The 24,845-nt window shown below is 72.6% G+C and carries 13 protein-coding genes and 1 pseudogene; 4 read left to right on the forward strand and 10 right to left on the reverse strand.

Translation table 11 applies throughout. From position 1 onward, the window contains the following. Positions 1–30 precede the first annotated feature (30 nt). From I2501_RS19140 to I2501_RS19185, 10 genes are all read right to left on the reverse strand, one after another. Positions 31–537 (reverse strand): flavin reductase family protein, encoded by a 507-nt coding sequence (locus tag I2501_RS19140; protein WP_196195297.1) that lies wholly within the window; start codon positions 535–537, stop codon positions 31–33. Beyond that, the gene (locus tag I2501_RS19145; RefSeq protein WP_328806467.1) at positions 531–1,850 is read right to left on the reverse strand and encodes a cytochrome P450; all 1,320 of its coding nucleotides are present in this window, start codon (positions 1,848–1,850) and stop codon (positions 531–533) included. Before I2501_RS19145 ends, I2501_RS19140 begins: the two co-directional genes overlap by 7 nt. Positions 1,851–1,867: 17 nt before the next feature. Beyond that, positions 1,868–2,983 (reverse strand): dihydrolipoamide acetyltransferase family protein, encoded by a 1,116-nt coding sequence (locus I2501_RS19150; RefSeq protein ID WP_196195298.1) that lies wholly within the window; start codon positions 2,981–2,983, stop codon positions 1,868–1,870. Positions 2,984–3,072: 89 nt separating this feature from the next. Continuing rightward, positions 3,073–4,050 (reverse strand): alpha-ketoacid dehydrogenase subunit beta, encoded by a 978-nt coding sequence (locus I2501_RS19155; RefSeq protein WP_196195299.1) that lies wholly within the window; start codon positions 4,048–4,050, stop codon positions 3,073–3,075. Then, on the reverse strand, positions 4,047–5,141 hold the full coding sequence (pdhA, locus tag I2501_RS19160) for a pyruvate dehydrogenase (acetyl-transferring) E1 component subunit alpha (protein ID WP_215909753.1): 1,095 nt from the start codon (positions 5,139–5,141) through the stop codon (positions 4,047–4,049). Before pdhA ends, I2501_RS19155 begins: the two co-directional genes overlap by 4 nt. Next, positions 5,138–6,634 carry a condensation domain-containing protein gene (locus tag I2501_RS19165; protein ID WP_196195300.1) on the reverse strand — a complete coding sequence of 499 codons (1,497 nt, stop codon included), beginning with the start codon at positions 6,632–6,634 and terminating at the stop codon, positions 5,138–5,140. Before I2501_RS19165 ends, pdhA begins: the two co-directional genes overlap by 4 nt. Continuing rightward, positions 6,631–8,835: an alpha/beta fold hydrolase gene (locus I2501_RS19170; protein ID WP_196195301.1), complete on the reverse strand. Its 2,205-nt coding sequence runs from the start codon at positions 8,833–8,835 to the stop codon at positions 6,631–6,633. The genes I2501_RS19165 and I2501_RS19170 overlap by 4 nt, the downstream gene beginning before the upstream one ends. Positions 8,836–8,853: 18 nt before the next feature. Then, entirely contained in the window at positions 8,854–14,892 is a 6,039-nt protein-coding gene (locus I2501_RS19175; RefSeq protein WP_328806469.1) for a MupA/Atu3671 family FMN-dependent luciferase-like monooxygenase, read from the reverse strand. Then, on the reverse strand, positions 14,882–18,136 hold the full coding sequence (locus I2501_RS19180; protein ID WP_196195302.1) for a type I polyketide synthase: 3,255 nt from the start codon (positions 18,134–18,136) through the stop codon (positions 14,882–14,884). Before I2501_RS19180 ends, I2501_RS19175 begins: the two co-directional genes overlap by 11 nt. Beyond that, positions 18,133–19,407: an MFS transporter gene (locus I2501_RS19185; protein ID WP_196195303.1), complete on the reverse strand. Its 1,275-nt coding sequence runs from the start codon at positions 19,405–19,407 to the stop codon at positions 18,133–18,135. The genes I2501_RS19180 and I2501_RS19185 overlap by 4 nt, the downstream gene beginning before the upstream one ends. A 479-nt stretch (positions 19,408–19,886) precedes the next feature. On the opposite strand from I2501_RS19185, the pseudogene I2501_RS19190 reads away from it, so the two are divergent. From I2501_RS19190 to I2501_RS19205, 4 genes and pseudogenes are all read left to right on the forward strand, one after another. Beyond that, a pseudogene (locus I2501_RS19190) lies at positions 19,887–20,309 on the forward strand (NAD(P)H-dependent oxidoreductase); the annotation flags it as partial. 179 nt (positions 20,310–20,488) lie between these two features. Further along, on the forward strand, positions 20,489–21,229 hold the full coding sequence (locus I2501_RS19195) for a class I SAM-dependent methyltransferase (RefSeq protein WP_196195304.1): 741 nt from the start codon (positions 20,489–20,491) through the stop codon (positions 21,227–21,229). A 144-nt stretch (positions 21,230–21,373) separates the two neighbouring features. Further along, positions 21,374–21,820, forward strand: a complete 447-nt coding sequence (locus I2501_RS19200) for a hypothetical protein (RefSeq protein WP_196195305.1) — start codon at positions 21,374–21,376, stop codon at positions 21,818–21,820. Beyond that, entirely contained in the window at positions 21,817–24,792 is a 2,976-nt protein-coding gene (locus I2501_RS19205; RefSeq protein WP_196195306.1) for a tetratricopeptide repeat protein, read from the forward strand. The genes I2501_RS19200 and I2501_RS19205 overlap by 4 nt, the downstream gene beginning before the upstream one ends. Positions 24,793–24,845 lie beyond the last annotated feature (53 nt).

The raw sequence follows: 24,845 nt of genomic DNA on the forward strand, positions 1-24,845 counted from the left end.
GCCACGCCCCGCGCTCCCGCCGCCCGTTCGCTACCTGCGGGAGGCGGAGACCCCGTGGTACCCGCCGCGCCAGAAGACGAGCGGTGTGACGTGCGGATCCGGCATGCTGAAGGCGCTGACCGCGGCGATCAGCAGGGTGTGGTCGCCTGCGGGGACGAGTGCGTCGACGTGGCCGTCGAAGTAGGACGCAGCGTCGGCGACCACGGGCAGCCGCGCACCGCGTCGGACCGTCCAGTCGCGCGGGCCGAGTGCGCCATCGCCGACGGGGCGGGCGGAGTCGGCGAAGAAGCGGGAGATCTCCTGCTGATCATCCGTCAGGACACTGATGGCGAGCCTCATTCCGGGGTGGGCCGCGCGGGCCAACCGACTCCTGCTCGCCAGGGAGACCAGGACCAGCAAGGGGTCGATGGACACCGTGACGAACGAGTTCGCCGTCATCCCCGAGACGGCTCCCTCGACGACGGCCGTGACGACGGTGACACCCGTCGGGAACTCCCCTGCCGCAGTGCGGAACCGCTCACCCGTGACGTTCAGCACGGCGCCTCGATCCGCTCACCGGTGTGCCACGCGAGGGAGCGGCGGACGCGCGTCCGCAGCGGGACCCGCGTGTGTCCGGAGACGAAGTTCGAGGCGAGGCGCACCGGCTCGCCTGCGGGTTCGACCTCACCGAAGAAACCGAGGAACTCCTCGAAGAAGATGCGCAGCGTGATCCGCGCCATCGTCGCGCCCAGGCAGTAGTGCGGGCCGAAGCCGAAGGCGAGGTGACGGTTGTCGCCGCGGGTCGGGTCGAAGGAGTCGGGATCGCGGAAGACCGTCGCGTCGCGGTTCGCCGAGCCGATCCACACGGCGACGGGGTCGCCCGCCGGGACGAGGCCTCCCGCGATCTCCACGTCGCGCACCGCGTGCCGCAGGAAGCAACTCGCCGCGGAGGACCAGCGCAGGCCCTCCTCGACCAGGCCCGGGATCGCCGCCGGTTCGGCGGCCGCACGCCGGTAGATCCAGGGCCGCTCCGCGAGGGCCAGCAGCGTGCCCGTCACGGTGTGCGGGGTCGTCGCGTTCGCGCCGAGCAGCACGCTGTAGCAGTTGACGACGACCTCCTCGCGGCTCAGCTCGCCCCCGCGCATCGTCATCAGCAGCCGGATCGCGTCGTCCCCGGGCGTGCCGGAGCGTCGGTCGAACTCGCGCGAGAAGTAGTCGAAGAGGCCGTGGTGGGCGACCAGGAGCGGGGAGCCGTGGGGCACCGCGTGCGCCGGATCCTCGGGCGAGGCGGCCATCGCGCTCCAGGCGACGAGGTCGGGCCAGAACTCCTCGGGGATGTCCATGACCTGCGCCGCCACCGCCATCGGGAGCTTGGCGGCGCACTCGGCCAGGTCCCACTCGCCGCCGTCGAGCGCGGGGGTGAGGATGCCGCGCACCGCCGCGCGGATCCGCTCGCGCGTCGCGGCCAGTCCGGCGGCGGAGAACATCCGGTTGAGCGGGCGCCGCAGTTCCGTGTGCCGTGGCGGATCCGTGGCCACCAGCAGCAGCCCGGAGGCGGCGTCGTCGGTGCCGAGCTGATGCAGCAGGCTGCCACGCTCCGAGGTGAACTCCCGGTGCTCGCCGAGGACGCGGCACACGTCGTGGTAGCGCGTCACGGACCAGAAGGACCGGCCGTCGGGCAGCTCCTGGCGGTGCAGCGGGGCTCGTTCGCGCATCGCCGCCCAGACCCGGTGCGGGTCTCCGGTCGCGTGGAACCGGGGGTCGAACAGGTTGACGCGGCTCAGGTCGACGCGGTTGAGGTCGACGCGGTTGAGGTTGACGCGATTCGGGTCGACGGCCGCGCCGCCGCCGTGGGTCTCGTCGTGGCTCACGCGCACCGCTCCCGCCTTCACGCCTCGTCCAGCAGGAGTCTCAGCGGCTGCTCGACGCAGTCGGCGACGTGACGCAGCAGGCCGCTCGGCGCGGCGCCGTCGCACACCCGGTGGTCGAAGGTGACCGACAGGTGCACGACGCGACGCACCACGAGTTCGTCGCCGACGACCCAGGGCTTGGCGGCGATCCGGCCGACGCCGAGCATCGCCGCCTCCGGGTGGTTGAGCAGCGGCGTCGAGCCGTCGACGCCGAAGGCGCCGAAGTTGTTCAGCGTCATCGTCGACCCGGTCAGCGCCGCGAGTTCGAGCCGGCCCTCGCGCGCCGCCAGCGTCAGCCTGCTGATCTCGGCGTCGAGGTCCCTCAGTCCGAGGTCCTGGGCGTCGCGCACGACCGGGACGAGCAGGCCGCGCGGCGTGTCGACGGCGATGCCGAGGTGGACGGCGGGAGCGGGCACGGCCATGCCGCTCTCCTCGTCGTAGCGGCTGTTGAGCTCGGGAAAGCGGCGCAGGCCGGACACGGTGATCCGGGCGAGCAGGGCGAGCAGTCCCACGCCCGCGTCGCGCAGTTGGTCGCGCGCCGCCAGCAGTCCGGTGGCGTCGGCGTCGACCCAGCAGGTTGCCGCGGGGACCTCGCGCTGAGTGCGGGTCAGCTTCTCGGCGACGGCGCGGCGGTGGGCCGAGGCCCGCTGCGGCACGGGGCGCGCCACACGCGCACCGCGTGCACCGCGTGCCCCGTGCGCGCTGGACGCGCCAGGCACACCGGACGGCGTGAGGGACGCCGCGCCCGGTGGCAGCACCCGGCCGCGCTTGGCCGCGCCCGATGCCGGTGCGGCGGCCCCGGAGCCGACAAGGACCGCGGCGGGCGGCGCGCTTGCCGCCTCCGGGGCAGGCGAAGCGAGCGAGAGCAGGACGCCGCCGACCTCGACCACGTCGCCGGCCTCGCCGTGCGTCCGCGTCACCACGCCCGAGCAGGGGCTGGGCAGCTCGACGGTCGCCTTGGTCGTCTCGACGACCACGACCGGCTGATCCAGGTCCACCATGTCGCCCGGCCGCACCAGCCAGGCGACGATCTCCGCCTCGGTCAGGCCCTCGCCGAGATCGGGCAGCCGGAACTCGCCGCCTTCGGTGCTCATGGTTCCGTGCTCCTCCGCCGTCTTCGCTGTCTTCGTCGTCTTCGCTGTCTTCGACTTCGCCGAATTCGTCGCTTCCCCCGCCCGCGTGCTCACCGGATGCAGAGGGTCGCCACGGCGTCCAGGACGCGGTCCACGCTCGGCAGGTGATGACGCTCCCAACGCGGCGGCGGATAGGGGATGTCCAGGCCGGTGACCCGTCGCACCGGCGCCGCGAGCCTCTCGAAGCAGCGCTCGCCGATCAGCGCCGCGAGCTCGGCCCCGAAGCCGCCGAAGCCCGCCGCCTCGTGCACCACGACCGCGCGGCCGACGCGCGACACAACGTCGCAGATCGTCTCCTCGTCCAGGGGCACCAGGCTGCGCAGGTCGAGGACGGCGAGATCCCAGCCCTCCGTACGGGCCGCCTCGGCGGCTTCGAGGGCGACCGGGACGGACGGGCCGTACGCGATCAGGACCGCGTCGGCGCCCTCGCGCCGCAGCACCGCGGTGCCGATCGGCGCGACCGTCTCCTTGGTCGGATCGGTCTCGGCGCGCACGTGGTAGAGCCGCTTCGGCTCGAAGAAGAGGACCGGGTCCGGTGACGCGACGGCGGCACGGAGCATGCCGTAGGCGTCGCCGGCGGTCGCCGGGGTGAAGACGTGGAGCCCCGGTGTGTGGACCGCATAGGCCTCGGAGGAGTCCGAGTGGTGTTCGACCGCTCCGATGCCGCCGCCGTAGGGGATGCGGACGACGACCGGCAGGCGCATCCGGCCGCGCGTCCGATTGCCCATCCGGGCCAGGTGGCTGACGACCTGTTCGAATGCCGGGTAGGCGAACGCGTCGAACTGCATCTCGACGACGGGCCGCAGCCCGTACATCGCCATGCCGATCGCGGCACCGAGGATGCCGGCCTCGGCGAGCGGCGTGTCGAAGCAGCGCTCCGCGCCGAATTCGGCGCGCAGGCCGTCGGTGACCCGGAACACTCCGCCGAGCCGTCCGACGTCCTCGCCGAAGACCACGACGCGATCGTCGGCGGCCATGGCGTCGCGCAGCGCCCTGTTGACGGCGCCGGCCAGCGTCGAGCCGGTCATCTGCGGGCCCCCTCGGCGGCATCGAGCTCAGCGGCATCGAGCTCGGCGGCCAACTGGGCGCGTACGTAGGCGGCCTGCGCGCGCAGGCGCTGCGTCGGCTCGGCGTAGACGTGGTCGAACAGTTCGTCGGGATCGAACACCGGCTCCTGTTCGAGCCGGGCCCGCAGGTCGTCGGCCAGTGCCTCGGCGTCGGCCGTAGCCGCCTTCGCCACGATCTCGGTGAGCGTGCCGCGCTCGCGCAGGAACGCGGCGAAACGCGCCAGCGGGTCGCGCGCCGCCCAGAGCTGCTCCTCCTCGGGATCCCGGTAACGCGACGGGTCGTCAGCCGTAGTGTGCGGACCCATCCGGTAGGTGACCGCCTCGATCAGCGCCGGGCCTGCTCCGGCGCGCGCCGCGGCGAGCGCCTCGCCGACCGCGTGGCGGACCATGAGCACGTCGTTGCCGTCGATCCGACGCCCGGGCATGCCGTACCCCTCGGCCTTGGCGGCGAGGGACGCGGCCCGCGTCTGCTCCCGGAAGGGCACCGAGATGGCGTACTGGTTGTTCTGCACCAGGAAGACGACCGGGGCCTGGAAGACGGCGGCGAAGTTGAGCGCCTCGTGGAAGTCGCCCTCGCTGCTCGCGCCGTCGCCGCAGAACGCCAGCACGGCGAGCCCGTCGCCGCGGCTGCGCGCCGCCATCGCCAACCCCACGGCGTGCGGAAGCTGCGTCGCCAGCGGGGTGCAGGGCGGGGCGGTGCGGTGCTCGTACGGGTCATAGCCGCAGTGGCGGTCTCCGCGCTGAGGCGTCAGCACCTCCACCGGGTCGATGCCGCGCACCACCATGGCCATCGAGTCGCGGTAGGTGGGGAAGAACCAGTCGTCCGGCTCGAGCGCGAGGACGGCACCGACCTGGCAGGCCTCCTGCCCGAGGGCGGAAGGGTAGACCACGAGTCGGCCCTGCCGCGCGAGTACGCCCGCCTGGAGGTCGAAGCGCCGTGCCAGGACGAGTGCGCGATAAGTCTCGACGAGGTCGTCGGGGTCGAGCAGACCGGCCGGGATCTCGCCGATCTGCGTGCCGTCCGCGTCGAGGAACGTCTCGGGCCCGCTCAACGCCCCGCCTCCCCGGCAGTGCGTCCAGCTGTGTCCTCGGCCGTGCGTCGTTCGAGCAGGTCGACGTATCCGGCGCACCAGTCGGCCAGGGTCCCGGCGTCGAACATGTCTGACTGGTACGGGATGAAGCCGTGCCAGCCCCCGTCCTCGGGCTCGAGGATGAACGAGAACTCCATCTTCGCCCCGCCGGTCGGGACCAGGGTGAGCGTCACGTCGAGGTCGCCGAGCGCCGGATCCATCGGCGGCGTGTTCAACACCACGAAGGGCACCTGCGGGAAGACCGCGACACCCTCGTTGCCGGCCTCCCGCAGCATCTCGGTCAGCATGCCGAACGGCACGAACCGGTCGACGTTCTCGAACAGCGCGGCCCCGACGCGCCGCACCAGCGCCTCGAAGGGCTCCGCGTCGTCCAGCTCGATCCGGACGGCGACGTTGTCCACGAAGAAGCCGACGACGTCCTCGTACTCGCTCCGCGGCCGGTTGGCGTAGTTGACCGGCACCGTCAGATCGTCCTGGCCGGTCAGGTCGCCGAGCCACTCCAGGAAAGCCGCGAACAGCACGGCGAACTCGGTCGCGCCCGCCGTGTCGGCGAACGCGCGCACCTGATCGGCGAGCCACGCCGGAACGAGGAACTCGTGCAGCCCACCGCGGCCGCTGAGTTGAGGAGGCCGCGGCCGGTCGGCGGGCAGCGGCAGGGTCAGCGGCGCGTCCGCGAGGAGGTCGGTCCACCACGCGCGCAGCGCGGAGAGGCGCGGACCCTGATAGCGCTCGGACTCCCAGCGCGCGAAGCCGAGCAGGTCGGCCTGCGGCGGGTAGAGCACACCGCCGCGGTAGAGCTCGTTCAGATCGCGCAGCATCGTCGAGTTCGACCAGGCGTCGGAGACGGTGTGCTGCACCAGGATGAGCAAGTCCCAGTCCCTGGGCCCGATCTCGGCGAGGGCGGCGCGCAGCAGCGGCCCCTCGCCGAGCGGGAAGGGCACCCGGGCGCCCTCGCGCCGCCAGGCGTCGACCGCGGCGTCCCGCTCCTCGGGAGCCACGCCGGTGAGATCCGTGATCGGCAACGGGATCCGGTCCGTCGCCAGCACCTCCTGGACCAGGTGGCCGCCGTGCCGCGCCAGGCGGGTGCGCAGCCCCGCGTGCCGCGCCGTGAGCAGCGTCAGCGCGCGGCGCAGGGCCGGAACGTCGAGGTCGCCGGTGATGGAGAGCGCCATGGCGATGTTGAAGCTCGCCGGCTCCGAGGTCGCCTCCAGCCGACCGATCGACCGGCGCTGGCCCCAGGCCACCGGCCCCGAGGCCTCGACCGGCCCGCCCTCGGCGACCAGCGCGGTCAGTGCCGCCTTGTGCCGTGCCATCTCCGCCAGCAGCGCGTCGTCCACGACCCCCGCCGGGGCGTCGTAGCCGAGCCCGGCCGCGGTCACGGACATCCGCACGTCGGCCAGCCGCAGCCGGCCGAGCAACTCGACGGCCTCGTGCTCCTGTTGGGCGCGGGTCACCGGACCTCCTCCTCGGTCTCCTCGGTCTCCTCGGTCATCAGGCGTTCGAGCAGCTCGCTGTAGCGGGCGCACATGCCGACGACCGTCGCCTCGTCGAACATGTCCGCCGAGTACGGCACCATCACGCGCCAACCGCCGTCCTCGGGTTCGAAGATGACGCACATCTCGCCGGGCGCACCGCCGGGCGGCACGTGCGTCACGGTGACGTCGAGGTCGCCGAGCGAGACCCGCAGCGGCGGCGTGTTGAGCACGGCCGTCACCACCTGCGGGAAGGTGCCCACCCCCGGATTGCCGACCGAGCGCAGCTCCTCGGCCAGCATGTCCAGGGGCAGGAAGTGGTCGGCGTTCTCGAACAGGGCCGCGCCGACGCGGCGCACGAGATCGCCCAGCGGCTCCCCCTCGCGCGTCCGGACGCGGATGGGCACATTGCTGAGGAACAGTCCGACGACGTCCTCGAACTCGCGGCGCGGCCGGTTGACGTAGTTGGTGGGCACCGTCAGGTCACGCTGCCCGGTGAGCTCGCCGAGCCAGAGCACGAGCACCGCGAAGAACACCGCGAACTCCGTGGCGCGGGTGCGCAGGGCGAACGAGCGCACGGCCTCGGCGAGCGGGGCGGGAACGAAGAAGTCGTGGAAACCGCCGCGTCCGCTCAGCGCCTTAGGCCGCGGCCGGTCCGAGGGGAGGTCGACGGTGAGCGGGGCGTCGCCGAGCAGGCGGACCCAGTACTCCCGCAGCGCCTGGAGATTCGGCCCGCTCAGGCGGTCCTCCTCCCACTGGGCGAAGTCGATCAGGTCCGCCGTGAGCGGGGCGAGGCTCGCGCCGCCGTCCTGGTAGAACGCGGAGAGGTCCTCCAGCAGGGTCGCGTGCGACCAGCCGTCGGAGACCGTGTGCTGGATGACGATCATCAACTCCCAGGCCCGCGGGCCTGCCGAGGCCAAGCTCGCGCGGAAGAGCGGTTCCCGGCCGAGGCGGAACGGCGTACGAGCGGCGGCCAGGCACCATTCCTCCAGGCTCGTACGCAGCCGGTCTCCTTCGAGGCCCGCGAAGTTGGTCACGTCGAGGGTGAACGGAACGGGCGGGAGCTGCTCCTGAACGAGGTGTCCGCCGTGGCGCGCGAAGCGGGTGCGCAGCGCGCCGTGCCGGGCCGTGAGCGCGGTGAGCGCCCGTTCCAGGCGCGGCACGTCGAGGGCACCGGACACGGAGAGCCGGAACGCGACATTGAGCGCGGACGGCGCCTCGGTCGTCTCGGCGCGAACGACCGCGCGGCGCTGGCCCTTCGTCGGCGGGCCGCTGCGCACGACCGGACCGCCCGCCTCGACGAGGGCGGCGAGCTCGTCGCGGTGCTCGCCCATGAGCGCCGTGAGGTCGTCGTCCACCGCGCCGGCCGGCGCGTCGAAGGCGAGTCCGGACGGGCCCGGGGTCAGCCGCACGTCCGCCAGCCGCAGTCGGCCGAGCAGTTCGGCCGCCTCCGGGCGCACGGCGGGCGCGCGGTAGGCGTCCAGCGAGGTCGCCACGAACGTGCCGATCTCCTTGAGCCGGTCGTCGAAGAAGTGCCCCGCACCCTCCAGCGAAAGGAGGGTGAGCGGCCCGCCCGAGACCGCGCGCCAGCCGTCCGCCGAGGCCGTCGGCGCGATCGGGTCCTCGGTGCCGAGGATGACCGAGACCGGGCAGGCCAACGGACGCGGCACCACGACGGCGGCGTGCTCCTCGTAGAGCCGGTAGTCGTCCCGGACCAGCCCGGCGTAGAACTCGATCAGCTCGGGGTCGTGCAGGATCTCGACCGGCAGCCCGCCGAAGGCGGCGAGGGCGCCGAGGAACGCCGCGTCGGGGAAGGAGTGCAGCATCGGCCCCGGCCGCCGGTAGCCCGGCGGCCGGCACGCGGCCGCGAACAGGTGGACGGGGCTGTGGCATCCGCGCTCGGCGAGCCGGTGGGTCACCTCGTAGGCGAGCAGGGCGCCCATGCTGTGCCCGTACAGGGCGTAGTCGTCGCCGACGCAGCGCTCGGCGACGATCCGGGCCAGGTCGTCCGCCGCGTCGGCGAACGACCCGGGCCCGTTCTCGCGCATCCGGGTGCCGCGTCCGGCGACGTCGAGCGGAACGAGCTCGACGTCCCGGCCGAGGACTTGGTCGCCGAGGATTTGGGCCCAGGGCTTGAAGACCCGCGAGGTGCCCCCGGCGTGGGGCAGGCAGAACAGGCGCATGACGTTCAGGTCCCCCCGCTACAGCGTGCCGCGGACGCGGGAGGTGGTGGGAGCGTCGCCGACCGGCCCCGCGGCGTTCCCCGCGAGTCCGGCCACCATGGCCTTGATGGTGGGTTCCTTGTAGAAGTCCATCATCGAGTAGTCGCGGTCGAATTCGTCACGGACCCGGTTGAGCAGCCGCATCGCGTTGATCGAGTGACCGCCGAGGTCGAAGAAGGAACCGTCGACCTCCTCGCCGACCGGCTGCCCGAGCTCCGCGGACCACAGCGCGCGTACGCGCTCAGCGATCCGATCCGCTGCGGCGCCCGCAGGCGCGGGCTCCGGCTCAGGTGCCGGCTCCGGCGCGGAGGCCTTCACCTGGGCGGGCGGTTGGGCTGGCTGCTGCCCGGGCTCCGGCAGGGCGGACCTGTCGATCTTCCCGTTCGGGTTCAGCGGCAGGGAGTCCAGCACGACCCAGCGCGTCGGCACCAGGTAGGCGGGGAGCCGTCCCGTGAGCCGCTCGCGTATCCGTCCCACCACGTCGGCTGACGGTGTCTTGGGAACCACGTATCCCGCGAGGTACGCGTCGCCCTGGTGGTCGCGGCGCGCGGTGACGAAGGCGTCCGCGACCTCCTCCAGCGCGAGCAGCGCGTGCGTGGCCTCGCCCGGCTCGACCCGGTAGCCGCGGATCTTGGCCTGGTCGTCGGCGCGACCGCGGAACTCCAGGCGGCCGTCGGGGCGCAGCCTGACCAGGTCGCCCGTGCGGTAGAGCCGGCCCCACTCGGTGGTCACGAACCGCTCCGCGGTCAGCTCGGGTCGGCCCAGGTAGCCCTGGGCGAGCCCGGTGCCGCCGACGTGCAGCTCGCCCTCGTCACCCGGGGCGACGCGGCGGCCGTGCTCGTCGAGGACGTGCAGCGCGGTGTTGTCGATCGCCCGGCCGAGTGCGATCGGCCCGGTATCGACGCTCGCGTCGGCGACCGCCTCGGTCGTCACCAGGACCGTGGTCTCGGTGGGCCCGTAGACATTCAGGACCTGGTACGGCAGGCCGGGCCGCGGCCGGCGTCGCATCTCCTCACCGCCAAGCATCAGGTGGCGCAACGACGCCGGCTGCAACTCATCGGCCAGCGTGAGCAGTTCCGCTCCCAGCTGGGTGGGGACGATCGAGACCGAGATCTCCTTCTCCCCCAGCCACTTCGCCAGCGCGCGGGTGTCCAACCGGTCGGCCTCGTCGGCGACGACGACCGTGCCGCCCGCGGTCAGGGCGGGCCAGACCTCCAGTACGGAGGCGTCGAAGCTCTGGCCGCACACCATCGCCGCGCGCGCTTCCTCGCCGAAGCCGAAGCGCGTGCGGTGCCAGCCGCAGAGGTTGACCACGCCCGCGTGGGTCGCGACCACGCCCTTCGGCCGACCGGTCGAGCCCGAGGTGTAGATCACGTAGCACGCGTCGTCCGGGCGGCCGTCGACCGGCGCGACCGGCTCGGCCCGCAACGCCTCGGCAATGTCGAGGACGTCTAGGACGTCGGTCCCGGGCACGCGCACGGAGTCCGCAGCGGAGTCGGAGAGCACCACGCGGGCTCCGCTCTCGGCGAGCACGACGTCGACCCGCTGCCGCCCCAGCGCCGGGTCGAGCGGCAGGTAGGCCGCGCCCCGCCCGTGCACCGCGAGCATCGCCGCGATCAGATCCGCCGAACGCGGCAGCCACAGCGCGACGACGTCGCCCACGCCCACGCCGCGCGCGGCGAGCGCCCCGGCGATCCGGTCGGCACGCCGAACGAGCTCGCCGTAGCTGACAGTGCCCTGCGACGACTCCACCGCGACGGCGTCGGGACGGCGCGCAGCCTGGACGTCGACCAGGTGACGCACCGTCGAGCGCGGCATCTCGACGTCGCGGCCGCGCAAGGCCGCCAACTCGGACAGCCGCAGGCCCGGATCGACCGAGCCGGCGCGGAGGACCGAGCGCCACACCGCGAGGAAGCCCTCGACCGTCGCGGCGTCGAACAGGTCGGTGTTGTACTCCAGTTGGCACAGGACGCCGTTCACACCGTTGGTCATGTTGACCGTCAGGTCGGTGACGGCACGGCTGGTCGCGAACTCCAGCACCGAGGCCTCGATCCCCGGCAGGTCCAGGTCGAAGACCTGCTCGTTCTCGAACTCGACGATCACCTGGAAGACCGGCGTGCGGTCGGTGCGGCGCGGCAGCGCGAGCGCGTGCACGATCCGCTCGAAGGGCGTGTCCGAGCGGTCGTAGGCGTCCAGCACGACGCCGCGCACCCGCCCGAGCAGCTCCGCGAAGGTCGGGTCGCCGGACAGGTCGATGCGCAGGGCCAGCAGGTTGAGCAGGAACCCGACCAGATCCTCAGTGCCCTCGGGGCGTACCGAGGCCGGCGTCCCCAGCACCACCTCGTCCCCGCCATCCCCGACCTGCCGCACCATGACGGCGAACGCGGCGAGCAGCGGCGTGAAGAGGGTGACGCCGTGCGCGCGGCTCAGCTCCTTGAGCGCGGCGGTGAGTTCGAGGTCGAAGGTGGTGAACACGGCGCGGCCGCGCGACGTCATCACCTCGGGCCGGGGACGGTCCGCGGGCAGCTGCGGTTCGGGCAGCCGGTCGCCCAGCTGCCGCACCCACCAGTCGAGGTCCGCGCGCGCGGTGTCCGAGTCACCCGACTCGGCCTGCCTGTGGGCGAAGTCCGCGTAGCTCGACGTCAGTTCAGGCAGGTCCGCCGGGCGGCCCGCGAGCGCGGCGCGGTAGAGGGCCGAGACGTCGCGGCACATGATGATCGTGGACAGGGCGTCGATGACGATGTGGTGCATCGACCAGACCATCACGTGCGCGTCCGGGGCCAGCCGGATCAGCCGCGCGGCGAACAGCGGCCCCTCGGCCAGGTCGAACTGACGGCGGCCCTCCTCGTCGAGGGCCTCGCGGGCCACCGTCTCCTCGTCGGCGCCGGACCGGTCGACGAAGGCGAAGTCGAGCTCGGCCTCGGCCTCGGGCCGCACGATCTGGCACAGCTCGCCGTCGATCTCACGGAAGACGGTGCGCAGGCTGGCGTGCCGCTCGATCAGGCCGCCGAGCGCGGTGCGCAGGGCGTCGACGTCCACGGTGCCGCGCAGCCGGATCGCCTTGGCCTCGTTGTGCACCGAACGCCCGGCGAGGAGCTGCTCGGAGAACCACATGCGCTGCTGGCCGGCGGAGGCTGGGGCGACGACGGGCTCCGCGGCGACCGCAGGTGCAGGGGCGACGACCGGCTCGGGGGCGACCGCGGGCTCTGGGGTGAACTCGGGCTCCGGCTCGGTCCGTACGACGATCCGTGGGGCGGCCGTGGGCGTCACGGGTTCGGTCTCCGGCTGCTGCTGCGAGGCCCTGCGCAGGGCGTCGAGTTCCTCCATGCTCGCGGACAGGCCGCGCGCCGGAACGCCGAAGTCGACGAGGGCGGCGATCTCGTCCACACCCGCCTCCCGAAGCCGCCGCACGAACGGGGCGCAGGACTCGACGGTCCCAATCAACGAGCGCTGGTCGCAGTACCGGTCGTAGGCGCGCTCGAAGACGAAGTCGAGGTCGTCCTCGGTCATCTGGTCGAGGTCGACGTTGAAGCCGAGGCTGTTGGCGACGTCCCCGAACATCGACAGGGAGGAGCGCAGGTATCTGCTGAGCGGCCCGAAGGCCTCGCGTCTCGCCTGTGCGAGCTCCCGGCCCAGGTAGGTGTGCAGGAGCAGGACGACGCGACCACCGTCCGGGTCGAGCCCGGCGGCCTCCCGCTCCTTGCGGTAGAGGTCGATGCTGTCCGCCAACTGCTCGGGCGTCTGGCTCATCAGGTTGGTGATGATGCCGAGGTCGTTCCGCGCGGCGCGCCGGTACGACACCGGGTTGCCGACGACGGCCGCGAACATCGGCGGCTCGGCCTGGACCGGCTTCGGGAACAGCCGCACGGTGGTCGTGCGGCCACTGCCGCACGCACGCTCCACCGACTCGCCGCGCCACAACCGGCGCACCTCGTCGAGCTGTTCGTACATCAGGTCGCGGTGGTTGCCGAAGCGCTCGGGGTGGAAGACGAAGTCGTCGGGCCGCCAGCCGGGCGCGAACCCGAGCCCGGCGCGTCCGCCGGAGAGCGCGTCGACCATCGCCCACTCCTCGGCGACGCGGATCGAGTCGTGCAGCGGGAGCACCACGGATCCCGCGTGCAGCCGGATCTGCGAGGTCTCCCGGGCGAGCGCGGCGGCGAGCACCGAGGGGTTCGGGGAGATGCCGCCGAAGGAGTGGAAGTGGCGTTCGGGCAGCCACAGCGCGTGGAAGCCGTGCTGGTCGGCGAAGCGCGCGGTGTCGACGACGAGGTCGTAGCGCTCCTCCTCCGGGGTCTCGCGCGGGTAGTCGCCGAAGAAGTAGACGCTGAAGTCAAGTGCCTTGGCCTGCACGGGATCCGGCACGGGATCCGCTACGGGCTGCGGCGCAGGGCTCGTCGCTGCGGCCGGGCGCTCGGTGACCGCCGTGGACGCCGTCCCGGGCAAGGGCTGCCGCTGCGGCGCCTTGGCCGAGGGGAAGAAGCCGCCCGAGCGCAGCTCGCGCATCGAGTTCTTCACCGCGTCCGACACGAATGCGAGGTCCGCGTCGGTGTGCGCGGTGGAGAGGAAGAAGTTGCGCCACTCCCAGACCAGCACGCCCTTGAGCAGCAGGTGGGGATAGAGGAGTTCCATGTCGGCCAGGTGCTCGAACCGGAACATGGAGCCGAAGTGGTTGATGCGGAGCGGGAACTCCTCGTCGGCGAAGAACCGGTTGAGCTCGCCGACGAACGCGTCGGTGCGCGCGTTGAGCCGCTGTTGAAGGCCGGGCCCCTCGGCGAGCAGGTGGGTCAGCACGGCGTGCGCCGCCACCATCGAGACCGGGTGCTGGATGTAGGTGCCGCCGAAGAACGTGGTGTCGCGCGGCGGGTAGCTGGAGTCGCCGTAGCGCCAGAACCCGCCGTCGACGCCGTCCATGATGTCGGCGCGGCCCGCGATGGCCCCGATCGGGAACCCGCCGCCGAGCGCCTTGCCGTAGGTGGCCAGGTCGGCGGTCACGCCGTAGAACTCCTGGGCCCCGCCGGGGCACGGGCGCAGGCCGGTGAGCATCTCGTCGAAGACCAGGACGATGCCGTGACGTGTCGTCAGCGCCCGCAGCTCGCGGACGAACTCGCCCGGCTGGAAGGACGGCTTGCGGCTCTGCACGGGTTCGACCAGCACGGCGGCGATCTGCGGCCCGAGCTCGTCGATGACCCGCAGGCTCTCGGGCGAACCGTAGTCGAGCACGACGAGGTCGGCCACGGCGGAGCCGGGGATGCCGGAGGAGACCGGGACCGTCTGACGGCCGTCCTCGGTCGGGACCGAGCGGCCCAGGACGTTGTCGGCATGGCCGTGGTAGGAACCGTGGAACATCACGATCTTCGTGCGCCCGGTGGCGTTGCGGGCGAGTCGGATTGCCGCGCTGTTGGCCTCGGTGCCCGAGTTGGCGAAGGCGACCCGCTCCATCCCGGTGAGCTCGGCGAGTTGCAGGGCCGCCTCGCCGGTCTCGATGTTGCGCGGGCCGAGCTGCAGGCCGCGCGACAGGTGCTCGCGCACGGCCTCGGTCACGAAGGCGGGCTCGTGCCCGAAGAGCAGCGTGCCGAAGCCCATCGTGATGTCGACGTAGTCGTTGCCGTCGACGTCCTCGAGGCGGGAGCCGGCCGCGCGGCGACCCGCGATCGGGTACTGCATCTCCTTGGTCGCGCTGCGGAATCCGACGACCGCGCGGCTGTCGGCGAGCACGGAGCGGTAGCGCTGCGCCGCGTCCTTGGACGACGGGGTCTTCGCCGTCAGGCTGCTGATGAGCCCCGCCACGTGCTCGCGCTGCGCCACGTCGGCGGAACCAGCCATTCCGGACTCGCGCGCCACGCTGACGCGCGGGCCGTGCTCCTGCGGACGAGCGGAGCTCGCGGCCGGTGCGTCGACCGCCGACTCCACCGCCGGCTCCACCGCCTCGCCCGTCGGCGCGCCCGTCGCCTCGGCGAGCTGGGCGGAGATCTGCTTGCTCAGGGCGAGCATCCGCGCTGATGCGTCATCAACTCTCACGGCGGGCCCCCGACAGCTGAAGCGACACGAGCTGGGAGAGCTGCTCCATCATCTGCAGCTGGACCTGCTGCAGGACCCTGACCTGCTCGGCGAGCGCCTCAAGACTCGGGGTCGGGGCCGCAGCCGGGGTCGGGGTCGGGGTCGGCGTCACCGCCGCCGGGCTTGCGGGCGAAGCGGGGACCACCGGAGCCGCCGGGGCCGCCGGAGCGGCGGGCGCAGCCGGGCTGGCTGCCGTCGGGGCGGAAACCGCCGCCGTCTCGGCCGCCTTCGCCGCACCGCCGGAGCGCTTGGCGACCATGGCCGCGAGCAGCGCGGGCGAACCGGCCTCCTCGAAGACCTCGCGCAGTCCCACCCGGACCGCGTACTCCTTCTCCAGCTCGCGCACCATGTTGATCATCTGAAGCGAGTCGGCGCCGAAGTCGACGAACGCGATCCCCGGCTCGACCGCGGAGGGCTCGCAGCCGAGATGGCGGACCGTCAGTTCGACGATCCGGTCGAGCACCCGCTGCTCGTAGGTTGTGGGCGCACTGGAGCTGGGCATGCTGGTCCCTTCGGAGTGGGTGGCGGGCGTCGGTGCGAGGACGGACGGGTCCGGCAGCGGCCCGGTCCAGTACGTTCGGAGTTGGTAGGGGTAGCGGGGCAGCGGCACGCGACCGCCGCCTCGCCCTGCGGTGAGGGCGTGCCAGTCGATGTCGGCCCCCGCGCGGTAGAGGGCGCTCAGCGATTCGAGCAGCGTCTCGGCCTCGCGCCCGCGCCGCTGCGTGGGCAGCAGGAGCGCGGTCTTCTCGGGCAGGGCGCGGCGGGCGAGGCCGGTGAGGGTCGTTCCCGGACCGATCTCGACAACCGCGCCGACCTCGGCGAGCTGCGCCAGAACCAGGTCGAACCGCACGGGCCGACGGGTCTGCCGGACCAGGTAGTCGGCGTCCGGGCGCCAACCGGGCTCGCACACCGCGCCGTCCGGCCCGGCGACGAATCGGATGGCGAGCTCTCCCGTGCTCGCCGCGGCGGCCTGAGCGCGCCAGACGCCGAGCAGCGGATCGAGGAGCCAGGAGTGGAAGGCACGGTCCACCGCGAGCGGCGCGTACTCGACTCCCCCAGCGTCCAACAGGTCGCGCAGCTTTCGAATTGACGCGAAGGGCCCGGCGAGCACGTGGTTCACCCGGCCGTTGACGGCCGCGAGGTCCAACTCCGCCACGGACGCGAGCAGTTCGTCGACGTGGGCACGCTCCGCGAGGACCGCGACCATGCCGGCCTCGACGCTCGCGTCGCGCATCAGCCGGCCGCGCCCCACGGTCAGGCGCATGCCTTCGGCCACCGTCAACGCGCCCGCGGCACAGAGCGCCGCGTACTCACCGACGCTGTGGCCGGCGACCACGCGGGGCCGCACGCCCAGCGACTCCCACAGTCGGCACTGGGCGACCTGGTAGGCGAACAGCGCGGGCTGCGCGAGCTCGGTCGGCCACACGTCCGCGCCGTCGCGCGGCACGTCGCCGTCGGTCCCGAGCATCGCGGGCAGCATCGACGCGCCGGTCAGCTCCTGGTGGTACCGGTCGCACTCCTCCAGCGTCGCCCGCACGATCGGGAAGTGATCCCACAGTGCGCGCGCCATGCCGCGATAGGCGCCGCCCTGGCCGGAGAAGACGAACGCGACGCCGCTCTCCCCGAGGGGTGCGCCTGTGGACGGCGCGCCCTCGGCCTTCGCCAACTCCGCGGCGACCTCGCCGAGATCGCGGCCCAGGGCGACCGTCCGGTGCGCGTAGTGCGGCCGCCCGGCCGCCGCGCTGAGTGTCACGTCCGCCGCCTGCGCTCCGGCATCGGAGCGCAGATGACCGACGTAGCTCTCGCGCAGCTCTGCCAGCGCCTGCGCCGACTTCGCGGAGAGCGGCACCGGCGTCAACGGCAGCGGTGGCAGCGTCGCGCTGGAACGGCTTCGTGCGGGCGCCTCCTCCACGATCAGGTGCACATTGGTCCCGCCGACCCCAAGGGAGTTGATCCCCGCCCGGCGCGGGCCGTCCCCGGCAGGCCACGGCCGCGCCTGCGCCGGGATGTCGAACGGGCTGCTCGCCAACGGCAGCAGGGGATTCGGCGAACTGAAGTTCGCCATCGGCGGGATGGTCCTGTTCTTGAGCACGAGGATCGTCTTGATCAGGCTCGCCATGCCCGCGCAGGCGTCCAGGTGACCGAGGTTGGCCTTGGTGGAGCCGAGCGCGCAGTAGCCGACCCGGTCGGTGTCCTCCCGGAACGCGGTCGTCAGGCCCTCGAACTCGATCGGGTCGCCCTTGTACGTGCCGGTGCCGTGCGATTCGAGGTAGCCGACGGAATCCGCGGAGACCCCGGCGGACGCGAGTGCGCGGCGGATCGTCCGCCGCTGCCCCTCGGCACTGGGTGCGCTGTAACCGGCCTTGGACGCGCCGTCGTTGCCGATGCCGCCGCCGAGCAGCACGGCGTGGATCGTGTCGCCGTCGGCCAGGGCGTCGTCGAGACGCTTGAGGATGACGGCAGCGACGCCGTTGCCGCCGACCGTCCCGTCGGCCGCCGCGTCGAAGGCGCGGCAGACGCCGGTGCGCGAGAGGATGGAACCCCTGACGTGCCGGAAGCCGAGCACCTGCGGGACGTGCACGGCGGCGGCCCCGGCCACGGCGACGTCCGAGTCCCCCGCGAGCAGTGACTGGCTCGCGATGTGCACGGCCGTCAGCCCCGTGGAGCACGCGCTCTGCACACCCAGCGAGGGGCCGGTCAGACCGAGCGCGAACGAGGTCCGGGTGGCGATGAAGTCGGGGTGGTTGCCGTTGGTGACCAGCGACCCGGAGACCCAGTCGGGCCAGCCCTCCGGGATCAGGTTGCTGACCAGGTAGGTCCGGTGCCCGTACAGGTGGTAGCCGTGGCCCGCGAAGACGCCGACCCGCACGCCGTCCGGGACCGCCGCGTAGCCCGCGTCCTCCAGGGCGTGGTAGGCGACCTGGAGGAACAGCCGTTGCTGCGGATCCGTGGCACGCGCCGTGCTTCCGCTCATGCCGAAGAAGCCGGCGTCGAACTCGGCGATCCCGGGGATCAACGCGCTCGCGCCGATGAAGTCGCCCTCGCGGTACTCCTCGGGAGGCACTCCGGCCGCGGCGAGTTGGTCGTCGGTGAAGCGCTGCACACTGCACACGCCATCACGGATGTTGCGCCAGAAGGAGAGTTCGTCGTCGGCACCCGGAAAGCGGAAGGCCATGCCGACGACCGCGATACGCCGGTCGGTCATCTCGCCTCCCCGCCCACCGCCGCCGAATCGAGCGGAGCCGCCGCCTTCTCGCCGCCGGATCGGCGCGCTTCCCGCCGCCTCGCGACGAACACGTAGCTCAGGAACGCGACGCCGCAGGCGATCGCGACACCGTGGGAGACGCCGACCACCCACAGCGGGCTGTGATGGTCGAGCAGCAGGGCGCTGACCACCATGCCGGAGCCAAAGCCGAGGTTCTCTGCCATCGAGGAGAAGCCGAAGACATAGCCGCGGTCGTCGTCGCTCACCGTCTGCAGGCGGGACGCGTAGGCGTTGTCGGTGAATCCGTCGGCGAGTCCGGCGCACAGCGCGACGACGACGCCCACGATCAGGGGCGGGCCGGTGAAGGCGATGATGAAGGAGGCGGACATCAGGATCGTGCCGACGGAGAAGGCGTTCTCGCCGATCGAGCGTCCGCTCTTCTTCAGGTATCGGACCAGGCCGCGCTGCATCAGGATGTTGCCGACGGCCCAGATCGCCCAGAAGCGGCTGACGAACTCCGCGGGATGCGCGGGGTTGAGCGCCGTCGAGTACACCGGCAGGCCCACGTTGTGCGAAGCCGAGCCGAGGCCGTCCACCGCACGGATCGCGATCATCACGAGCAGTACCGGGGTGGCGCGCAGGATCCGCAGCCCGATCATCGGCGAGATCGACCCGCCGCCCGCGGACGGCGCCGCCGACTCGGACCTGCGCAGCTTCAGGGGCAGCCGGGCCATGTTCGCGGCGGAGAGGACGAAGGTGGCCGCGTCGACCGCGAACGCCGTGCGGAAGCCGAAGGCGGTCACCACGATGCCGGCCGAGGCGAAGCCCGCCACCATCGCCAGCGAGCGTCCGGAGGTCAGCAGCCCGTTGGCCCGGACCCGCTGGTCCTGCCCGACGATCACCGGGATGCTGCTGCGCAGTGCGACGCTCGACAGCGTCCCGCCGACCCCGGCGACCACGGCGACCACGTAGAGCAGGGCGGGCCGCGCGTCCGCCGGAACCGTGAGCAGCACCGTCAGCGCGACGGCCTGCGACAGGTCGCCGAAGATCATCACGAACTTGCGATTGAAGCGGGAGACGATCGAGCCGGACACGAAGCCCATGCAGAACGCGACGGCCAGGCGCACGGCCATGATGAGGCCGGTCTGCCCGGCGCTCCCTGTGGTGCTCAATGCATAGAGATTGAGCGCCACGAGATTCAAATAGCTGCCGTAGGCGGATATGGCGTTACCCGCCACCAGATAGCGGAAACTCTTGAAGTCTGAGGTCATGGGAATCGTAGCCCTGTCATATGTGTGGAGGCCGGGCTGACCCGAAAGCGTGCGAGCTTGTGGCTCTGCGGAGTTGATTCGGTGAATATGCTCGGAAGGAATACGGCATTCCGGCCCGCTGGGGCGACTTCACCCCAATGCGCCCTCCCCGCGCGCTCGACAGCGTGGCCGACTCCCTGGGCGCCCGCTAGGGGCGACCAAGATCCGGGTATTTCATACCGCACGGTTTGGCAATGCGGCAACAACTACTTCGAGCAACGCGAGTAAACGCAGACATACGGGTCGAGGAGGCCGTCGCATATGGGCCGGTTGGCCTGCTCAACTCCGGTATTGCCGCGCATGGACCACTTTGCTGCCCGGATCCGCCGACTCGGTTTGTCCGACCGGTTCCTGATGTTTCTCGGGGCTTTTTCCGGGGAATGCGCTGTCGGCGCCGAGGGAGGCGAGCACCCGCAGCCTGTCCTCGGCGGGGCTGCCACTTCGCCTACGGCGTCGGCGAACACAGCGACACCCAGTACGGCGAGCGCTTCGGCGAGGGCACCCTCGCGGGCCGGCGGGCGCTGCTGTCGGTGACCGCCGGCGGTCCGGAGTCGCACTACGCCGCTCGCGGCATCAACGGACCCATCGAGGACCTGCTGTTCCCGATCCACCACGGCGTCCTCTACTACCCGGGCATCGAGGTGCTGCCACCCTTCGTGCTGTACGGCACCGACCGGCTGACCGCCGAGGACTACCAGGACGTCGCCAAGGCGTGGCGGGAACGCCGGCTCTCGCTGGAGTCGACCGAGCCGATCGCTTTCCGGCAGCAGAACTTCGGTGACTACGAGATCCCCTCGCTGCACCTGAGGGAGGGGCTCGAGCCCGCGGGCCGCACGGGCTTCGGGCTGCACGTGCGCGGCTGACGGGTCGTCTGATGTGCGCACGAACCGTACCGGCCGCAGCCACCTGATCTTTGGGCCTTCGGCCAGTACGCCGCCCCGCCCGGCCGGGTGGAGACTTCCTGCCAGTGCCGCGGCCCGTCCTTGGGCCGACGCCATGGACAGCCATCACCATGGACAGAACGGACAGAGGGGGACCCACCATGAGCGGTCAGCTGTACGACGGGATCGGCGAGGCGTTCGAGGGCTTCAAGACCCTCCCGCTGACGCGTTACGGGGAGGTTCCCGGTTTCCTGGGCCTCGTCGGCGACGTCACGGGCCGGTCGGTCCTCGACCTGGCCTCCGGAACCGGCTTCTACAGCCGGGAGTTCAAGCGCCGCGGCGCCTCGCACGTGCTCGGCGTCGACATCTCCTCCGCGATGGTCGAGGCCGCCGAGGCGATCGAGGGCCGTGACCCGCTGGGCGTGCAGTACGAGATCGGCGACGTCGCCGAGCTGCGTGCCTTCGACAAGCCCTTCGACCTCGCGGTCGCGGTCCAGCTGTTCAACTACGCCCCGGACGTCGCGACCATCGAGCAGATGTGTCGCAGGATCCACCGGAGCATCGCGGCGGGCGGCGAGTTCTTCGTCTTCACCCAGAGCCCGGACCTCCGGTTCGACGGGCCGTCACTTGCCAAGTACGGCTTCCTGTGCGAGTCGCTCGGCGAGGAGACCGAGATCGGGCCGCGGGTGAAGATCACCGCGCTGCTCGACCCGCCCATCTCCTTCGTCGCCAACCCGCCGAGCCGCGAGGTCCTGGAGCAGTGCCTGCGGGCAGCCGGGTTCAGCGAGATCACCTGGGTCCCCCTGGAGATCTCCCCCGCCGGGGTCCGCGAGTACGGCGAGGACTTCTGGGACGACTACGCCGCCAATCCCCCGCTGACGATGCTGCGCTGCCGCGCCTAGGACGAGGGAAGTCAGCACTGCGCACGATCCCGACAGTCCGTCAGATCGACCACGGCGGAGTGAGGGCGGCAGTACGCTGCAGGGAACCGGGGGCGGACGTGGCATGGCGCCTCCGGTCGGTCGGACAGACCCTGGGGGGACACGTTGGATCCGGAGCTGCTCGCGCTCGCGACGACGGCGGGGACGGCCGTGGCACAGGCCGTCGGTACGGATGCCTGGCACGGACTGCGCGACGGGATCGCCCGTCTCTTCCGCCGCGGCCACGCACCGGAGGCCGCGCAGCAGACGGCCCTGGAGCGGCTGGACCGCACAGCGGCAGAAGTGGCGCGCACCGCGCCCGACGCGGTCGAGCAGGCCCAGGGTCTGGCGGCGGCCTCCTGGCAGACCCGCTTCCGCGATCTGCTGGAGGATCTGCGTGACGACGAGGAACGGGCAACGGTGGCCGCCGAGTTGAGGCGACTGCTGGACGCGGCGACCGCCGGGGCGAGCGGCGGGGTGGGGCTCGTGTCGGGCAACACCTTCCGTGGGCCGGTCGCCTTCCAGGTCGGCAACAACAACCGGCAGGATGTTCGCTTCGGCCCCGAGTCGTGACGGGTCACGGCGGTGTCTTCCACGGTCCCACCGCGTTCATCGCGGGCGACCACGGCGTCCAGCACGTCCACTTCGTGCACCAGTGGAAGCCCGGCTACCGGGTCGAGAGCTTCCCCGTCGAGCCCGACCGGGTGTCCGCCCGGCTCCTCGCCCAGCAGCCGTCCCGGCTGCTGCGGGCCGTGCACCAGGTGGTGCCGTTCATCGGCCGCCACGACGACCTGGAGGAGCTGGCCCGCTGGCGTGACGACGCGGCCGACCGGTTGGCCGCGCGCCTCGTGCACGGCCCCGGCGGCCAGGGCAAGAGCCGGCTCGCCGCGCACTTCGCCGAGCTCAGCCGGGCGGCGGGGTGGACGGTGTGGCAGGCGGTGGTGAACGAGACCGGCGCCGACCCCCTCGCCACCGACCCGGTGCCCGAGACCGGGGCCGGGATCCTGTTGGTGGTCGACTACGCCGAACGCTGGCCGACCGCGGACCTGCGCAAGCTCCTGCGGGAGTCACTGCTGCACCCCGCCGGTGTTCCGGTGCGGATCCTGCTGCTGGCCCGCCCGGCGGGCCTCTGGTGGGAGAGCCTCTCGACCTGGATCGGCGACGCCCTCGACGCACCCGCCGAAGCCCAACCGCTCCGGCCGCTGGCGAGCGCCCCGTCCGCGCGCGCCGACCTCTTCCGCCACGCGCGCGACAGCTTCGCCGACCACCTCGGCCTGCGCGCCGAGCAGGCGGACCTGATCGAACCGCCCAAGGACCTCGACCTCGACGACGCCTACGCCCAGGTCCTGACCATCCACATCGCCGCCTTGGCTGCCGTCGACGCCCGCCTGCGCGACGATACGGCCCCGGACAACCCGGCCCGCGCGTCCGCGTATCTCCTGAGGCGCGAACGCGCCCACTGGAGCGCCCTGCACCAGCGCGCGTCCGGGCCGCTCACGACCACGCCGGAGACGATGGGCCGCGCCGTGCTCACCGCCACCCTCACCCGGCCGCTGGCTCGCCCCCACGCCAGGGACGCACTCGCCTGCGTCGGGCTCGCCGACACCGCCGAAGCCGCCAACATCCTCCTGGACGACCACCGCACCTGCTATCCGGCTCCCCCGACCGAGCCCGCACGCGCCGTCACCGTGCTGGAGCCGCTCTACCCCGACCGCCTCGGCGAGGACTTCCTCGGTCTGACCACCCCGGCCGGCCCCGACGCGCCTCATCCCGTGCCCGGTGCGGCCACCGACGACTGGGCCCACGGCGCGGCCGCACGGCTCCTGGCGGCCGCGTCCGCCGATGCGGGCGCGGGCTCCAATCCGGGCCAGGGCTCCGATGCGGGCGCGGGCTCCGATGCGGGAGCAACCGCGCCCTGGGCCCGCGACGTGCTGACCGTGCTGATCGAAACCGCCCGCCGATGGCCCCACGTCGCGTCGGCCGAGCTCTACCCCCTGCTGAGGAGCCATCCCGAACTCGCCCTGCGGGCGGGGAGCAGCGCGCTGTTCGCCCTGGCCGAATTCGACGACGTCGACCTCACCGTCCTGGGAGCTGTCGCGGCCCTCTTCCCCGCCGGGCGGCACACGGATCTGGACATCGGCATCGCGGCCGTCACCGCACGCCTGGCCGATCACCTCCTGGCCGTCGCCGACGACCCGCCCACCCGTGCCCGCGTCAACGACGACCTAGCGGTACGCCTGCGCCATGTCGGTCTTCGGAGTCACGCCGTCGTCGCCGTCGAGCAGGCCGCGGAGATCTGGCAGGGGCTGGCGGCGGAGAACCCGGCCGTCCACGAACCCGAGCTCGGCCGCTCACTGAACAACCTCGGGAACATCCTGTCGGAGACGGGGCGGCGGCGGGAGGCGCTGGCCGCCCTGGAACAGGCGGCGGAGATCTGGGAGCGGCTGGCGGCCGAGAACCCGGCGGCCCACGAGCACGACCTCGCCCTCACCCTGAACAACCTCGGAGCTCACCTGTCGGAGGCGGGGCGGCCGGGCGAAGCGCTGGCCGCCACCGGGCAGGCGGCGGAGATCTGGGAGCGGCTGGCGACGGAGGACCCGGCGGCCCACGAACCCCAACTCGCCCTCTCGCTGGCCAATCTGGGCGCGCGGCTGGCGGAGATGGGGCGGCGGCGGGAGGCCCTGGTCGTCACCGAGCGGGCGACGACGATCCTCCAGCGTTTGGCGACGCAGAACCCCGCCGCCCACGAACCCGCCCTCGCCGCCACCCTGACCGACCTCGGGGTCCGGCTGTCGGAGGCGGGGCGGCAGGAGGAGGCGGTGGCTGTCACCGACCAGGCGGTGCTGACCCTGCAGGGGCTCGCGTCGAAGAACCGGGCGGCCTACGCAGGCGACTTCGGCCGCGCGCTGACCAGCTTCGGCATCCGGCTGGCGGAGGCGGGACGGCAGGACGACGCACTGACCATCGCCGAGTGCGCGGTCAAGGCCTTCGACGAGCTGGCGGCGGAGAACCCGGCCGCCCACGAACCCGATCTGGCCGACTCGCTGACCAACCTCGGGGAGCACTTGTCGAACGCGGGGCGGCAGGACGCGGCACTGACCGTCACCGAGCAGGCGTCGGCGATCCTGCACCGGTTGGCGGCCAGGGATCCTGCCGCCCACGAACCCAAGCTCGCCCTGTCGCTGAACAACCTCGGCGTCCGGCTGTCGGAGGCGGGGCGGCAGGAGGAGGCGCTGGCGACCGCGCGGGAGGCCGTGGCGATCCGGCGTCGGCTGGCGGCGGGACAAGCCGACGCCCACGAACCGGATCTCGCCCTGTCGCTGACCGTTCTCGCCCTCGTCCGGGCGCGGCAGAGCGATTTCGCCGAGGCGCTGGCACTCACGGCGGAGGCGGCGGAGATCTACCGTCGCCGTGTCGCCACCGCGCCCGGCCTGGTCCCGCGTCTCCTCAAGGTGCTGGCCATGCAGGCCGCCGCGCTCGACGAGGTCGGGCAGCCCGAGGAGGCGTCCGAACTGCGACGGTGGGCCGCGAAGCACTACGGGTGACCCCGGCGGACGGGGAGGGCCGGCCGGAGGAGCCGGAGCAGGCAGAATGGTCG

Origin of the sequence: Streptacidiphilus fuscans (genome assembly GCF_015690355.1) — a bacterium.
Taxonomy (GTDB): Bacteria; Actinomycetota; Actinomycetes; order Streptomycetales; family Streptomycetaceae; genus Streptacidiphilus; species Streptacidiphilus fuscans.

Coding starts and splice junctions, on each gene's coding strand:
- I2501_RS19185 (WP_196195303.1), bottom strand. CDS start 19,407: ATGACCTCAGACTTCAAGAGTTTCCGCTATCTGGTGGCGGGTAACGCC.
- I2501_RS19150 (WP_196195298.1), bottom strand. CDS start 2,983: ATGAGCACCGAAGGCGGCGAGTTCCGGCTGCCCGATCTCGGCGAGGGC.
- I2501_RS19180 (WP_196195302.1), bottom strand. CDS start 18,136: ATGACCGACCGGCGTATCGCGGTCGTCGGCATGGCCTTCCGCTTTCCG.
- I2501_RS19195 (WP_196195304.1), top strand. CDS start 20,489: ATGAGCGGTCAGCTGTACGACGGGATCGGCGAGGCGTTCGAGGGCTTC.
- I2501_RS19170 (WP_196195301.1), bottom strand. CDS start 8,835: ATGCGCCTGTTCTGCCTGCCCCACGCCGGGGGCACCTCGCGGGTCTTC.
- I2501_RS19155 (WP_196195299.1), bottom strand. CDS start 4,050: ATGACCGGCTCGACGCTGGCCGGCGCCGTCAACAGGGCGCTGCGCGAC.